The sequence below is a fragment of the Janthinobacterium tructae genome (assembly GCF_006517255.1).
Lineage (GTDB): Bacteria > Pseudomonadota > Gammaproteobacteria > Burkholderiales > Burkholderiaceae_D > Janthinobacterium > Janthinobacterium tructae.
On sequence record NZ_CP041185.1, the window covers coordinates 3,496,911 to 3,509,425 of the forward strand.

Genomic DNA, 12,515 nt, shown 5'->3' on the forward strand with positions numbered 1-12,515 from the left:
TAACCTTCGCTCTACAAGAGACTGCCCATGCGCACCATCGACACCCTGCTGGCCCAGTATGGCGAAAGCCATCGCAACCACGTCAATGAATGGGTGCACATCGTGTGCGTGCCCTTGATCGTTTTCAGTCTGCTGGGGCTGCTGTGGAGCGCGCATCCCAGCGTGGCGCTGCTCGCCAGTATTCTCGCCTTATACTATTATTACAAGCTGTCGCGTCCGTTTGCGGCGGGCATGCTGGCGATGCTGGCCAGCATGCTGGGCCTGCTGCTGCTCATGCCGGCGCTGACCATCCTGCCCGTCTCGCTGGCGCTGTTCGTGCTGGCCTGGATAGGCCAGTTCATCGGCCACCAGATCGAAGGCAAGAAACCGTCGTTTCTCGACGATGTGCGCTTTTTGCTCGTGGGTCCGCTGTTCGTGCTGGGATTTTTATACCGGCGCCTGCGGCTGGCGTATTGAGCAGCAGGTGGCCCCTTGGTCACGCGGAACCGGTAACAGATTTTTACTATTCGCAACTAGTTATCTGAGGCGAGTGTCCTTATGATAAGTCAGCATCTTTACTGCCGGTCGACGCAATCGGCAACTAACTTTTGTCCAAGGGAGTCCTACATGAAAGCACCAATTATTGCCGTGGCATTGCTCGCCACCCTGGCCGGCTGCGCCGTACAACCGAACTCGGCGAATGTGTACAACGCGCGCCAGGCGCAGAATGAACAATCGGTTCGCCTGGGTACGGTTGAATCCGTGCGCCAGGTAACCATCGACAAGGGCGAAACGGGCACGGGCGTGCTGGCTGGTGCGGCACTGGGCGGCGTGGCCGGTTCCGCAGTCGGCGGCGGCAAGGGCGCCATCGCGGCCAGCATCCTCGGCGCGGTTGCCGGCGGCATGGCCGGCAAGAGCATCGAAGCGAATGCCTCGAACAAGCCCGGCCTGGAAATCACCGTGCGCCTGGACAATGGCGACATGCGCGCCATCGTGCAGGACGCGGACGAACTGTTCCGCCCGGGCGAGCGCGTGCGCCTGCTGTCCGATGGCCGCAAGACCCGCGTCACGCACTGATCTGCTTGCCGGCACATGCGCTCAGCCGAATGCGCCGGCAGCGAGCAAGGCAGAAGGGTGCAGCCAGATGGCAATCACAGCGGTCACGACGACATACACAAGCACGCTCCAGACTTTGATCTGCAGTGAGGCTGGCATGGCGGTCCTCCTTCCAAGATGTAATTCAGAAAATATTTACTTAATAATAAAGTAAATATTTTCATAAATTCAACATTTTCCAGAAGCACTGCGCTGGCTCAATGCCCGGGTGTCTCCTGACCGCTCTGTGAGCAAGCTCGGCCAAGACTCGCCATCCCCGCGCGATGCCCGTATACTTGCGCGATGTCCTCTCCTCTCCTGTTCATCATTGCCTGCCTGATCTGGGGCTCCACCTTCTGGGCCATCACCTTGCAGCTGGGCGATGTCGCCCCCGCCGTTTCCGTGGTCTACCGCTTCGGCCTCGCGTCCGCTACCCTGTTTGCCTGGTGCGCCTTGCGCGGCGACCGCTTGCGCCTGCCCTGGCGCGCGCAAAAATGGATGCTGCTGCAAGGCCTGGCCTCGTTTGCCCTCAGCTATGTGTGCACCTACAGCTCGGAGCAATACCTGGTCTCGGCCCTCGTCAGCGTGCTGTTTGCGCTGATGGTGTTCTGGACGCCATTGCTCAACCGCATCGCCTTCGGCACGCCGATTACCTGGAGCACCTGCTGCGCGGCGTTTGTCGCCATCTGCGGCATCGTGCTGCTGTTTTACCAGTCCATCGGCGCGGCGCTGCACGATATTCTCGGCGGCGGCAAGGGGCACTTCCTGCTCGGTTTCATGCTGGCCCTGGTGGCCACCATTTCCAGCACGGCCGGCAATGCCCTCGTCATGAAAGTGCGCGAACATTCGGGCAACGTGATGCTGACCATGGCCTGGACCATGCTGTGGGGCACCTTGATGGTGGCCGCCTGGGCCATCGCCACGGGCCAGTCATGGCAGTTGCCCGCGCGCCCCAGTTACTGGATGGGATTGGTGTACCTGGCCATTTTCGGCTCGGTGATCGCCTTCAGTGCGTATTTCACTTTAATCGCCCGCATCGGCACGCAAAAGACCGTGTACATCGGCGTCGTCACGCCCGTCATTTCCGTGCTGCTGTCGGTGCAATTCGAACATTACCGGCCCGCCCCCATCGAATGGGTGGGGATGCTGCTATGCCTGTCCAGCGTAGCCTGGGCCCTGACCTCGGGCGCACGCAAGACAGCTGCCGTCGCCTCCCTTTCCACCACTCCATCAGCAAAGGCAACATGAGCACCTCTTCCTCCCTCGCCATCCGTCCCGCCCAGGAAACCGACGTGGCCGCCATCTTCGGCATGATCCATGAACTGGCCGTGTTTGAAAAACTTGAACACATGATGATCGCCAAAGAATCCATGCTGCACGACAGCCTGTTCGGCAAGCACCCCGCGTGCGAAGCGCTGGTCGGCGAGGAGGATGGCGAGGTGGTGACGTTCGCCCTGTTCTTCCATAATTTTTCCACCTTCCTGTGCCGCAAGGGACTGTACCTGGAAGACCTGTATGTGAAGCAATCGGTGCGCGGCAAGGGCTATGGCAAGCAGATGCTGGTGGCCCTGGCGCAACTGGCCGTCGAACGCGATTGCGGCCGCTTCGAATGGTCGGTACTGGACTGGAATGAAAACGCGATCAACTTCTACAAGGGCATGGGCGCGGACGTGATGCCGGACTGGCGCATCTGCCGCGTGGCTGGTGATGCCTTGACGCAATTGTCGGCGGGCACTCCGAAAGCGGCCTGATTGGGGGGGAACTGTAGCGAGCGGATGCGATTTGTGGCCGAGAAGCGGAACTGTACGCAAGTACGGGGCCGCCGAGGCAGTGAGCCTCGCAGAGCGCAAGGCGCGCCGCGCAGTAAGTTCCAAAAAAATCCCCGCGGGCTAGCGGCACCGCGGGGCAGAACCCATTGTCAAGTGGGAGGGGGAGAATGCAATCAACGGTTATCAATATAAACGCTACGACTTGCCACCGCGTCGACCTTTACATTTGCTTACCGGGCCTTACATTTGACTTAAATCCACTAAGCAAGTGTCGCTTGGATGACACTGATTATTTCCGTGGTTCAATCAACGTGCCATGCAAGCCGATATGTTGTTGCGCAACCCCATTGCCACCCTGCGCATTTGTATAGATTTGGTACACTGTCAGGCAGGCGATGCAGCCAGCAACCACGGCAAAAATGACCATGCGACGCTCCTTGAGTTTTTTGTAGGTATCAGGGAAAACAGAGCCTGCGGCCGATGATGGCCAGGCAGGGAAGATTCAGTGTGGCATCTTCTGCTGGTGGGGCATTGCGCAATATCAAACGCGTCAACGTGACGGCGCGCTGGCGTTTGATGCGACGCAAAATGGCGGCAATGCGCTCACACACAATGAACGAATCAATGAACGAATCGCATACGGGAGCCACATCATGAATGTCTCTGCCAAACCGCTCGTCATGAAAATCTACCGCGCCTACCTGCGTTCCCGCCTGGAACGCTACACGCGCGACTTGCAAGCCATCGCCGAACAGCGAGAGAACGACTTCCAGGCCGAACGCATCCTGCACCAGGCCGTCGTCTCGGTGCGCTCGAAACTGCACTCGCTGTAAGCGTGATGCCGTCAGCGCTGCCGGCCGGCCACGGCCCAGCGCTCCACCAGCTCGAACAAGCCTTGCGTCAGCAGGGCCAGCACGGCGGCGGGAATCGCGCCGGCCAGCAGCATGTCGTTGTCGTTCAGCGCCAGGCCGATGGTGATGCGTTCACCATAGCCGCCCGCGCCGATGAAGGCGGCGATGGTGGCCGTGCCCACGCTCATCACGGCCGCCGTTTTCACGCCAGCCAGCATGACGGGCAAGGCCAGCGGCAAGTCCACGTGCAGCAGGCGGTCGCGCCGGTTCAAGCCCAGCGCCAGCGCCGCCATACGCAAGCCTTGCGGCACCTGCAAGATGCCCGTGCAGGTGTTGCGCACGATGGGCAGCAAGGCATACACGAATAGCGCCACCAGGGCCGGCACGGTGCCGATCATGCCCAGCACCGGGATCAAGATCGCCAGCAGGGCCAGCGAGGGCACCGTCTGCAGCACGCCGACGAAGGCCAGCACCGTTTGTCGCAGCGGCGCCGAAAACGCCGCCAGCACGCCCAGCGGAATGCCGATCAGGCACGCCAGCGCCACCGACAGCAGCACCAGGGTCAGGTGCTGGCGCGTCAGGGTCCACAAATCGTCGCCGATGATTTTATCGAGCAGCTTGCTGCGCGCGGCGGCCGGTTTGGCTGACTGCGTGCCGGAGGCCAGCCACTGGCGCGCCACGTCGGAAAAAGTCTTGCCATCGATTTCCACGGCCGCATTCATGGCGATCATGTCACTTTCGCTGATGCGCCCCTGCAGCCCTTCCAGCGCCAGCCAGGCGGCGGGAAAACGCGGCGGCACGTCGAGCCGGTACAGGAGCATGGCGTCGTAGCGGGGAAAATACTGCTGCGTGTCGGCCAGCACGCGCAAGCCGTACTGGCGGATCTTCGCATCCGTCGAATAGATGTCGATCACGTCCACCTGGCGCTGCGCCAGCGCTTCATAGGCGATGCCGTGATCGAGTCCGCGCGGGCGCTGCGGCAAGCCATAGCGCGCGGCCAGCCCCGGCCAGCCATCGACGCGGCCGATGAATTCATGCGACAGGCCGAATGTCAGGGCCGGGTGCTGCGCCAGCTGTCCCAGGCTCGTGATGGATTTTTCATCCCCGCGCATGGCCAGCGCATACGTATTGTTAAAGCCCAGCGGCACGGCCACGCCCAGCCCCAGCGCCGCCAGTTCGCGCCGCATCTGTTCCAGATCAATGGCTTTGTCGTGCTTGAGGATTTCGCTGGCGATGGTGCCCATGTATTCGGCATACACGTCGATGCTGCCCGCCTGCAGCGCGGCGAGCACGATGGCCGTATTGCCCAGTCCCTGGCGGTGCTCCGTCCTGACGTACGGCGCGGCGCTCTGCTTGACGATTTCACCGAGAATATACGATTCCGTAAAACGCTTCGAGCCCACCTTCAGGGTGCCGCCATCCATGGCAAGGGAGGACATGGGCGCGGCGGCGAAGACTAACAAGAACAGCAAGTAAAACGGCAAATAAGCAGCACGCACGCGGCGCTCCGGGACGAGTGATCAGTCCGGCAAGCTTACCACCGGCGCGCGCCAGACACCGCCGTGCACCACGCCCGCGCAAGGGTTCAGGCCCAGCGCATACGCCAGGTCGGCCGGGCGCGCGATGCGCCACAGGGCGAAATCGGCGCGCTTGCCCACTACCAGGCTGCCCGTTTCATGCTGCAGGCCCAGCGCACGCGCCGCATGGCAGGTAGCACCGGCCAGCGCTTCCTGCGGCGTCAGGCGCCACAGCGTGCACGCCATATTCATCGCCAGCAGCAAGGACGTCATGGGCGAGGTGCCCGGATTGCAATCGGTGGAAACGGCCATCGGCACGCCGGCCGCGCGCAAAGCGATGACAGGAGGTTGCCGTACTTCGCGCAAAAAATAATACGCGCCCGGCAGCAGCACGGCCACCGTGCCATGCTGCGCCATGGCGGCGATGCCCTCTTCCGACAAGAACTCCAGATGGTCGGCCGAAAGGCCGCCGTAACTGGCCACCAGGGCCGCGCCACCCAGGTCCGACAGCTGCTCCGCATGCAGTTTCACGGGCAGGTTCAAGGCATGCGCCGCCGCGAACACCAATTCGGTTTGCGCCGGCGTAAAGCCGATGCGCTCGCAGAACGCGTCGACGGCGTCGACCAGGCCATCGCTGGCGAGCCGGGGCAGCATCTGTGCGCACAGCAGCTCGATATACGCATCGGCACGCCCCGCATACTCGGGCGGCAGCGCATGCGCGCCGAGGAAGGTGGTGCGCACGGATACGGGCAGCTGTTCGCCTATCCTGCGCGCCACGCGCAGCATCTTCGCTTCGCTGTCCGTATCCAGGCCATAGCCGGACTTGATCTCCAGGGTGGTCACACCCTCGGCCAGCAGCGCCAGCACGCGGGGCAGGCTTTGCCGCAGCAACTCGTCGTCGCTGGCCGCGCGCGTGGCGCGCACGGTAGACATGATGCCGCCGCCGGCGCGGCTGATGTCTTCATAGCTGGCGCCATTCAGGCGCGCCTCGAATTCGTCGCTGCGGTTGCCCGCGTGGACGATATGCGTATGGCAGTCGATCAGGCCGGGCGTCAGCCAGCAGCCCTGGCCATCCTGCAGCACCGCGCTGCTGGCCGGCAGCTCGTCGCCGGGGCCGAACCAGGCGATGCGGCCATCCTTGACGGCGATGGCCGCGTCCAGCAGCTCGCCATAACCGTGCTCCATGGTGGCCAGGTGGACGTTGTGGATGACCATATCCCAGTCTTGCATCGTTTTCACTCCCTAGGTAAACAGGTCGACGCATAACACGGCCGTGCGTTGCAAGGCGTCGAGCCGCCATTCCTGCGCATCGTCAGCGTCCAGCAGCAAGGCGTCGTAGCGGGCCAGCACGAACTGCTGCTCGCCACCGCGCGCCAGCACGGCACCCTCGCCGGCGACGAACAGCAAGGTCGCCGCGCTGCGCCGCGCCAGCCTGCCCGGCGCCGTGATTTTTTCCAGCTGGTGGCGGCAGCGGTCGCGCCGCGTCATCACATTGAAATCCGTCGTCGCCCCCTTGACTTGCGCGGACACGACCGCCTCGCCGGGAAACCACAGCATCGGTTGCGCCGCGCTCAAGGTCACCTTGCGCGTGCCATCGAGCGTCAATTGCACGCTGTCGCCATCGAGCAGCATCAGGCTGCGGTCGATGCCGGGAAAGCTGGAAAACGGCCCGCTGGCCGTGATCGTCGCCAGGCTGATACGCCAGTCGAATTCCATCAGGCTGGCACCCGCTGGCGAAATGGCGATTTCCATCGTGCTGCCGCCGCCGTTTTTCCATGGCGCGGCACGCAGGCATTCCTGCGGGATGAAGGTCGCCATCAGAGCGCCCTCAGTTGCGCCAGGGTGCGCTTGTAGGCGGTGGCGATGGCGTCCTGCGCCACATGGCGCCCATCGCGCACCTGCCACTGGCCACCGCACAGCACATCGCGCACCAAGTTGTCGTTGCCGCAGAAAAGTACGCTGCCCAGCATATTCTCGATGGCCACGCCGCACAGGTTCACGTGCACCTCGTCGAGCACCAGCAAGTCGGCGCGGCAGCCCGGCGCCAGGGCACCGAGCTTGCGTCCGGACGCCTGCGCGCCGCCGCGCAAGGCCGCCTGCCACAGGTAGTCGCCCACATGGCGCTGGTCAGGCGTGGCGGCCACATTGCGCTGCTGGCGCTGCAAACGCTGGCCATATTCAAGCCAGCGCAATTCCTCGACAGGCGACTGCGATACGTGGCTGTCGCTGCCGACGCCGAAACGCCCGCCGGCGGCGATGAATTCGGCCAGCGGGAACAGGCCATCGCCCAGGTTCGCCTCCGTCGTCGGGCACAAGCCCGCCACGGCGCCGCTGGCGGCCATCAGCGCCACCTCGTCGGGCTGCACATGCGTGGCATGCACCAGGCACCAGCGCGCATCGACATCGACCTGGTCGTACAAGTACTGCACCGGGCGCCGGCCGCTGTAGTCAACACATTGGCGCACTTCGCCCTGCTGCTCGGCGACGTGGATGTGGATGGGGCGCCCTGCCGGCAGCGCATGCGCCACTGCGCGGATCTGCACCACACTGGCCGCGCGCAGCGAGTGCGGCGCGAATCCCACCTCCACCTGCCCGCCGCGCTGCGGCGCCAGCGCCTCGACGATGCGCAGTACATCATCCGCATCGGTGCGGAAGCGCCCCTGCTCGGGTTTGAGGGGTTGTTCGCCGAAGCCCGCATGGCTGTACAGCACGGGCAGCATGGTCATGCCGATGCCGCTGATGCTCGCCGCGGCCAGCACCCGTTCCGCCGTTTCCGCGGGACGCGCATACAGCGCGCCGGCCGCATCGCGCTGCAGATAATGGAATTCGCACACGGCCGTGTAGCCATGACGCAGGCATTCGGCAAACAGCTGTGCGGCGATTGCCTCAATCTGCTCCGGCGTGATGTGGCGCGCGAAGCGGTACATCAGGTCGCGCCAGGTCCAGAAACTGTCCGGCCCGTCCCCGGCGACTTCCGTCATGCCGCCCAGCGCCCGCTGGAACGCATGCGAATGCAGGTTGACCATGCCGGGCAAGACATATTCGGCCACTTCCACGCCGGCAGGCGCTACGGCATTGTCCGTCACCGCCATCAAATCGCCGGCCGCGTCCCATTCCAGCAGCACGTCGCGGCGCCAGCCCTGCGGCAGCAGCGCATGGCGCGCGAACAGACAGCCGCTCAACGCGCCACCCATGCCACGGCCGCTTCCATCATCTGGCGCAGCAGCGGCTGCACCCGCGCCGCCAGATCGGGACGATAGCCAAACGGCATCGCTTCATCCATGTACAGGCACTGGCACATCTCCAGCTGGATCGCATGCACGCGGCTGGCCGGCTGGCCGTAATGGCGCGTGATATGGCCGCCCTTGAAGCGGCCGTTCAGCGCCACGGTAAATGCATCCTGAGCGCGCGCGATATCGACCACGGCGGACGTCAGGCCGCTCTCGCAACTGGCGCCATCGGCCGTGCCGAAGTTCAGGTCGGGCAGCTTGCCCTCAAAAAAACGCGGCACGTGGGAAGCGATGGAGTGGGCATCCCACAGCACCACGGCGCCATGCACGCGCAGCAGGCGGTCCAGTTCCCCGCGCAGCTGCGCATGATACGGCGCCCAGTAGCGCTGCAACCGGCGCTGTACGTCGGCCGCATCGGGTTCGCGGCCGGCCAGGTACAGCGGCTCGCGATGAAAGGTATCGTTGGGCAGCAAGCCCGTCGTATCCTGGCCCGGATACAGATTCGTGTCTTCCTGCGGGCGGTTCAAGTCGATGGTGTAGCGCGACCAGCGCGCCGACAGCACGGATGCGTCCATCTCCTGCAAAAAGCCATACAGCTCGCGCAAATGCCAGTCCGTGTCGGCCTTGATCAAAGCCTGCGGCGTCATGCGCGCGGCGATATCATCGGGTATGTCGGTGCCCACGTGGGGCATCGACACCAGCAGCGGGATGCTGCCTTCGTTGAAGCGGAAATCCATGCTTGTCTCCTTGCGCCCGCTCAGGCGTACAGCGGGGCGAACAAATTCTTGCACGTGCTGCTCAACTCACCGTGCAGCACCATCTGCTTGGCCGCTTCGATATCGGGCGCGAAGAAGCGGTCGGCGTCGAAGAACGGCACCTTCTGGCGCAGCTGGTGATGCACGTGTTCCAGGTGCGGCGAGGTTTTCAGCGGACGGTGGAAATCGATGCCCTGCGCGGCGGCCAGCAGCTCGATGCCGACGATGACGGCCGTGTTGTGCGCCATGTCGTCCAGGCGGCGCCCGGCGAACGTGGCCATGCTCACATGGTCTTCCTGGTTGGCCGACGTCGGCAGGCTGTCGACGCTGGCCGGATGCGCGAGCGACTTGTTTTCCGACGCCAGCGCGGCGGCCGTCACGTGGGCGATCATGAAGCCGGAATTGACGCCCGGATCGCGCACGAGGAACGGTGGCAAGCCGGAAAGCGTGGCGTCGATCAGCAGCGCGATGCGGCGCTCGGCCAGCGCGCCGATTTCGGCGATCGCCAGCGCCAGGGTGTCGGCCGCAAAGGCGACAGGTTCGGCGTGGAAGTTCCCGCCGGAGACGATTTCCGCCTGTCCGCCGGGACCGTCCTGGAAGATCAGCGGATTGTCCGTGACGGCATTGGCTTCGATCAGCAGGGTGCGGCCCACATTGCCGATCAGGTCCAGGCAGGCACCCATGACTTGCGGCTGGCAGCGCAGGCTGTACGGATCCTGCACGCGCTCGTCGCCTTCCAGGTGCGAGGCACGAATCGCGCTGTTGGCCACCAGTTGGCGGTACATCTGCGCCGCCAGGATTTGTCCCGGCTGTCCGCGCACGGCGTGCACGCGCGCGTCGAATGGCGCATCGCTGCCCTTGGCCGCGTCGAGCGACAGCGCGCCCGTGACCATGGCCGCTTCCAGCAGGCGCTCGGCCATGAACAGGCCATGCAGCGTCAGCGCGTTCGACACCTGCGTGCCGTTGATCAGCGCCAGGCCCTCTTTTGCCGCCAGCACGACGGGCGCGATGCCCGCCTGCGCCAGCGCCTCGGGAGCCGGCATCAATACGCCGTTGACGCGCACGTCGCCCACGCCCAGCATGGCCAGGGTCATGTGCGACAGCGGCGCCAGGTCGCCCGAGGCGCCGACGGAACCCTTGGCGGGAATGGCCGGCATGATGCCAGCGTTGTACAGGGCGATCAGGGTATCGACGATCAACGGGCGCACGCCGGAATAGCCGCGCGCCAGGCTGCCGATCTTCATTAGCATGATCAGGCGCACGACGGCGTCCGACAGCAGTTCACCCGTGCCGACGGAATGCGACAGGATCAGGTTGCGCTGCAATTGCTCCAGCTTTTCATCGGGAATGCGCGTCTTGGCGAGCAGGCCGAAGCCCGTGTTGATGCCGTAGGCCGCATCGCCCTTGGCGACGATGGCCTGCACGGCCGCAGCCGCCGCCTCGATGACGGGATAGGCCTCGGCGGCGAGAATCAGTTTCGCGGGTGCGGCCCAGACGGCGCGCAGGTCGGCCAGGGTCATCGCGCCCGGTTTCAGGGTCCAACTTTTGGCATGCTGTGTCATAGTCATTCGCATCAAGGTCTCAAGGAAGCATGGGAAGAATCAGGCCGTTGCGCTTGGCGCAGGCGGCCGCTGTTTCGTAGCCGGCATCGGCATGGCGCATCACGCCCGAGCCGCTGTCGTTGACCAGCACGCGCGCCAGGCGTTTCGCCGCCGCTTCGCTGCCATCGGCCACGATGACCATGCCCGCATGCTGAGAATACCCCATTCCCACGCCGCCGCCATGGTGCAGCGAGACCCAGGTGGCGCCGCCGGCCGTGTTCAGCATGGCGTTCAGCAGCGGCCAGTCGGAAACGGCGTCGGTGCCGTCCTTCATGCTTTCCGTCTCGCGGTTCGGGCTGGCGACGGACCCCGTATCGAGGTGGTCGCGGCCGATGACGATGGGCGCCTTCAGTTCGCCCGTGCGCACCATCTCGTTGAAGGCCAGGCCCGCGATGTGGCGCTCGCCCAGTCCCAGCCAGCAGATGCGCGCCGGCAGGCCCTGGAAGGCGATGCGCTCGCGCGCCATGTCCAGCCAGTGGTGCACCTGCGTGTGGTGCGGGAACAGCTGCTTGATCTTTGCATCCGTTTTATAGATGTCTTCCGGGTCGCCCGACAGGGCCACCCAGCGGAACGGCCCCCGTCCTTCGCAAAATTGCGGGCGGATGTAAGCGGGTACGAAACCGGGGAAGTCGAAGGCGTTCTGCACGCCCTGGTCGAACGCCACCTGGCGGATGTTGTTGCCGTAATCGACAGTATGCACGCCCATGGCGTGGAAATCGAGCATGGCTTGCACGTGGGCGGCGCAGGAATCGGCGGCCGCCACCGTCAGGCGCGCGTGGCGCTGCGGGTCCTGCTGCGCCGCCTTCCAGTCCGACACGCTCCAGCCGCGTGGCAGATAGCCGTTGACCAGGTCATGCGCGGAGGTCTGGTCCGTCACCAGGTCCGGCAGCATGCCGCCCGCCTTGGCGCGGCGCACCAGTTCCGGCAGCACTTCGGCCGCGTTGCCCAGCAGGCCGATGGAAATGGCTTCCTTGCGTTCGGTGTGGTATTTGACTAGTTCAAGGGCTTCGTCCAGGCTGGCCGCCTGCTTGTCCAGGTAGCGCGTGCGCAAGCGGAAGTCGATGCTGCTTTGCTGGCATTCGATATTGAGCGACACGGCGCCCGCCATGGTGGCGGCCAGCGGCTGCGCGCCGCCCATGCCGCCCAGGCCCGCCGTCAAAATCCAGCGCCCGCCCCAGTCGCCGCCAAAGTGCTGGCGGCCCGCTTCGGCGAAGGTTTCATACGTGCCCTGCACGATGCCCTGCGTGCCGATGTAGATCCAGCTGCCGGCCGTCATCTGGCCGTACATGAACAGGCCTTGCCGATCGAGTTCATTGAAGTGTTCCCAGTTGGCCCATTTCGGCACCAGGTTGGAGTTGGCGATCAGTACGCGCGGCGCATCCGCGTGGGTCTGGAACACGCCCACCGGCTTGCCGGACTGGATCAGCAAGGTCTGGTCGTCTTCCAGTTCGCGCAGCGAGGCGAGGATCTGGTCGAAACAGGCCCAGTTGCGGGCGGCGCGGCCGATGCCGCCGTAGACGACTAGGTGCTGCGGATTTTCCGCCACTTCCGGGTCCAGGTTGTTTTGCAACATGCGGTAGGCCGCCTCGGCCTGCCAACTCTTGCAAGCCATGACCGTGCCGCGCGGGGCGCGGATGGTACGGCTGGCATCAAAGCGTGGATCGGTGTCCATTGTGCTGTTCATGCTGTCTCCTCGTAGGGTGCGAGCGGGCGTATCT

Annotated in this window: 13 protein-coding genes; 5 read left to right on the forward strand and 8 right to left on the reverse strand. The window is 64.5% G+C overall.

The window, feature by feature from the left end; all coding sequences use genetic code 11:
* The first annotated feature begins 27 nt into the window (after positions 1-27).
* From FJQ89_RS15295 to FJQ89_RS15310, 4 genes are all read left to right on the forward strand, one after another.
* Positions 28-456: an Mpo1 family 2-hydroxy fatty acid dioxygenase gene (locus tag FJQ89_RS15295; RefSeq protein ID WP_141170794.1), complete on the forward strand. Its 429-nt coding sequence runs from the start codon at positions 28-30 to the stop codon at positions 454-456.
* A gap of 150 nt (positions 457-606) precedes the next feature.
* Positions 607-1,056: an outer membrane lipoprotein gene (locus tag FJQ89_RS15300; protein ID WP_141170795.1), complete on the forward strand. Its 450-nt coding sequence runs from the start codon at positions 607-609 to the stop codon at positions 1,054-1,056.
* A gap of 321 nt (positions 1,057-1,377) precedes the next feature.
* A complete protein-coding gene (locus FJQ89_RS15305) occupies positions 1,378-2,322 on the forward strand; it encodes a DMT family transporter (protein WP_141170796.1) in 945 nt (314 codons plus the stop codon).
* Complete coding sequence (locus FJQ89_RS15310; RefSeq protein WP_141170797.1) at positions 2,319-2,825, forward strand: GNAT family N-acetyltransferase; 507 nt, start codon at positions 2,319-2,321, stop codon at positions 2,823-2,825. Before FJQ89_RS15305 ends, FJQ89_RS15310 begins: the two co-directional genes overlap by 4 nt.
* Positions 2,826-3,132: 307 nt before the next feature.
* Here FJQ89_RS15310 and FJQ89_RS28070 read toward each other — a convergent pair whose 3' ends face one another.
* On the reverse strand, positions 3,133-3,270 hold the full coding sequence (locus FJQ89_RS28070; protein ID WP_168208460.1) for a hypothetical protein: 138 nt from the start codon (positions 3,268-3,270) through the stop codon (positions 3,133-3,135).
* A 226-nt stretch (positions 3,271-3,496) separates the two neighbouring features.
* Here FJQ89_RS28070 and FJQ89_RS15315 point away from each other — a divergent pair, with 226 nt between their 5' ends.
* Positions 3,497-3,676 carry a hypothetical protein gene (locus tag FJQ89_RS15315; RefSeq protein ID WP_034746290.1) on the forward strand — a complete coding sequence of 60 codons (180 nt, stop codon included), beginning with the start codon at positions 3,497-3,499 and terminating at the stop codon, positions 3,674-3,676.
* 11 nt (positions 3,677-3,687) lie between these two features.
* Here the strand turns inward: FJQ89_RS15315 and FJQ89_RS15320 are convergent, their stop codons facing one another.
* The 7 genes from FJQ89_RS15320 to hutU form a co-directional block, all read right to left on the reverse strand.
* Complete coding sequence (locus FJQ89_RS15320; protein WP_168208576.1) at positions 3,688-5,133, reverse strand: glycine betaine ABC transporter substrate-binding protein; 1,446 nt, start codon at positions 5,131-5,133, stop codon at positions 3,688-3,690.
* Positions 5,134-5,214: 81 nt separating this feature from the next.
* Positions 5,215-6,441, reverse strand: coding sequence for an imidazolonepropionase (hutI, locus tag FJQ89_RS15325; protein ID WP_141170798.1), 1,227 nt, complete (start codon positions 6,439-6,441; stop codon positions 5,215-5,217).
* 12 nt (positions 6,442-6,453) lie between these two features.
* Positions 6,454-7,029 carry a HutD/Ves family protein gene (locus tag FJQ89_RS15330; protein ID WP_141170799.1) on the reverse strand — a complete coding sequence of 192 codons (576 nt, stop codon included), beginning with the start codon at positions 7,027-7,029 and terminating at the stop codon, positions 6,454-6,456.
* Positions 7,029-8,405 (reverse strand): formimidoylglutamate deiminase, encoded by a 1,377-nt coding sequence (locus FJQ89_RS15335; RefSeq protein ID WP_141170800.1) that lies wholly within the window; start codon positions 8,403-8,405, stop codon positions 7,029-7,031. The genes FJQ89_RS15330 and FJQ89_RS15335 overlap by 1 nt, the downstream gene beginning before the upstream one ends.
* Positions 8,390-9,178 carry an N-formylglutamate deformylase gene (gene hutG / locus FJQ89_RS15340; RefSeq protein ID WP_141170801.1) on the reverse strand — a complete coding sequence of 263 codons (789 nt, stop codon included), beginning with the start codon at positions 9,176-9,178 and terminating at the stop codon, positions 8,390-8,392. The genes FJQ89_RS15335 and hutG overlap by 16 nt, the downstream gene beginning before the upstream one ends.
* A 20-nt stretch (positions 9,179-9,198) precedes the next feature.
* Positions 9,199-10,758, reverse strand: coding sequence for a histidine ammonia-lyase (gene hutH / locus FJQ89_RS15345; RefSeq protein WP_141170802.1), 1,560 nt, complete (start codon positions 10,756-10,758; stop codon positions 9,199-9,201).
* A gap of 19 nt (positions 10,759-10,777) precedes the next feature.
* On the reverse strand, positions 10,778-12,481 hold the full coding sequence (gene hutU, locus FJQ89_RS15350; RefSeq protein WP_141170803.1) for a urocanate hydratase: 1,704 nt from the start codon (positions 12,479-12,481) through the stop codon (positions 10,778-10,780).
* Between the last annotated feature and the right edge of the window lie 34 nt (positions 12,482-12,515).

Bases quoted from the DNA above. Each gene is read 5' to 3' on its own strand.
- FJQ89_RS28070 (WP_168208460.1), bottom strand. From the start codon at position 3,270: ATGGTCATTTTTGCCGTGGTTGCTGGCTGCATCGCCTGCCTGACAGTG.
- FJQ89_RS15310 (WP_141170797.1), top strand. From the start codon at position 2,319: ATGAGCACCTCTTCCTCCCTCGCCATCCGTCCCGCCCAGGAAACCGAC.
- hutI (WP_141170798.1), bottom strand. From the start codon at position 6,441: ATGCAAGACTGGGATATGGTCATCCACAACGTCCACCTGGCCACCATG.
- FJQ89_RS15295 (WP_141170794.1), top strand. From the start codon at position 28: ATGCGCACCATCGACACCCTGCTGGCCCAGTATGGCGAAAGCCATCGC.
- hutH (WP_141170802.1), bottom strand. From the start codon at position 10,758: ATGACACAGCATGCCAAAAGTTGGACCCTGAAACCGGGCGCGATGACC.
- FJQ89_RS15330 (WP_141170799.1), bottom strand. From the start codon at position 7,029: ATGGCGACCTTCATCCCGCAGGAATGCCTGCGTGCCGCGCCATGGAAA.
- FJQ89_RS15320 (WP_168208576.1), bottom strand. From the start codon at position 5,133: ATGTCCTCCCTTGCCATGGATGGCGGCACCCTGAAGGTGGGCTCGAAG.
- FJQ89_RS15315 (WP_034746290.1), top strand. From the start codon at position 3,497: ATGAATGTCTCTGCCAAACCGCTCGTCATGAAAATCTACCGCGCCTAC.
- FJQ89_RS15335 (WP_141170800.1), bottom strand. From the start codon at position 8,405: ATGGGTGGCGCGTTGAGCGGCTGTCTGTTCGCGCGCCATGCGCTGCTG.
- FJQ89_RS15305 (WP_141170796.1), top strand. From the start codon at position 1,378: ATGTCCTCTCCTCTCCTGTTCATCATTGCCTGCCTGATCTGGGGCTCC.
- hutG (WP_141170801.1), bottom strand. From the start codon at position 9,178: ATGGATTTCCGCTTCAACGAAGGCAGCATCCCGCTGCTGGTGTCGATG.
- FJQ89_RS15300 (WP_141170795.1), top strand. From the start codon at position 607: ATGAAAGCACCAATTATTGCCGTGGCATTGCTCGCCACCCTGGCCGGC.
- hutU (WP_141170803.1), bottom strand. From the start codon at position 12,481: ATGAACAGCACAATGGACACCGATCCACGCTTTGATGCCAGCCGTACC.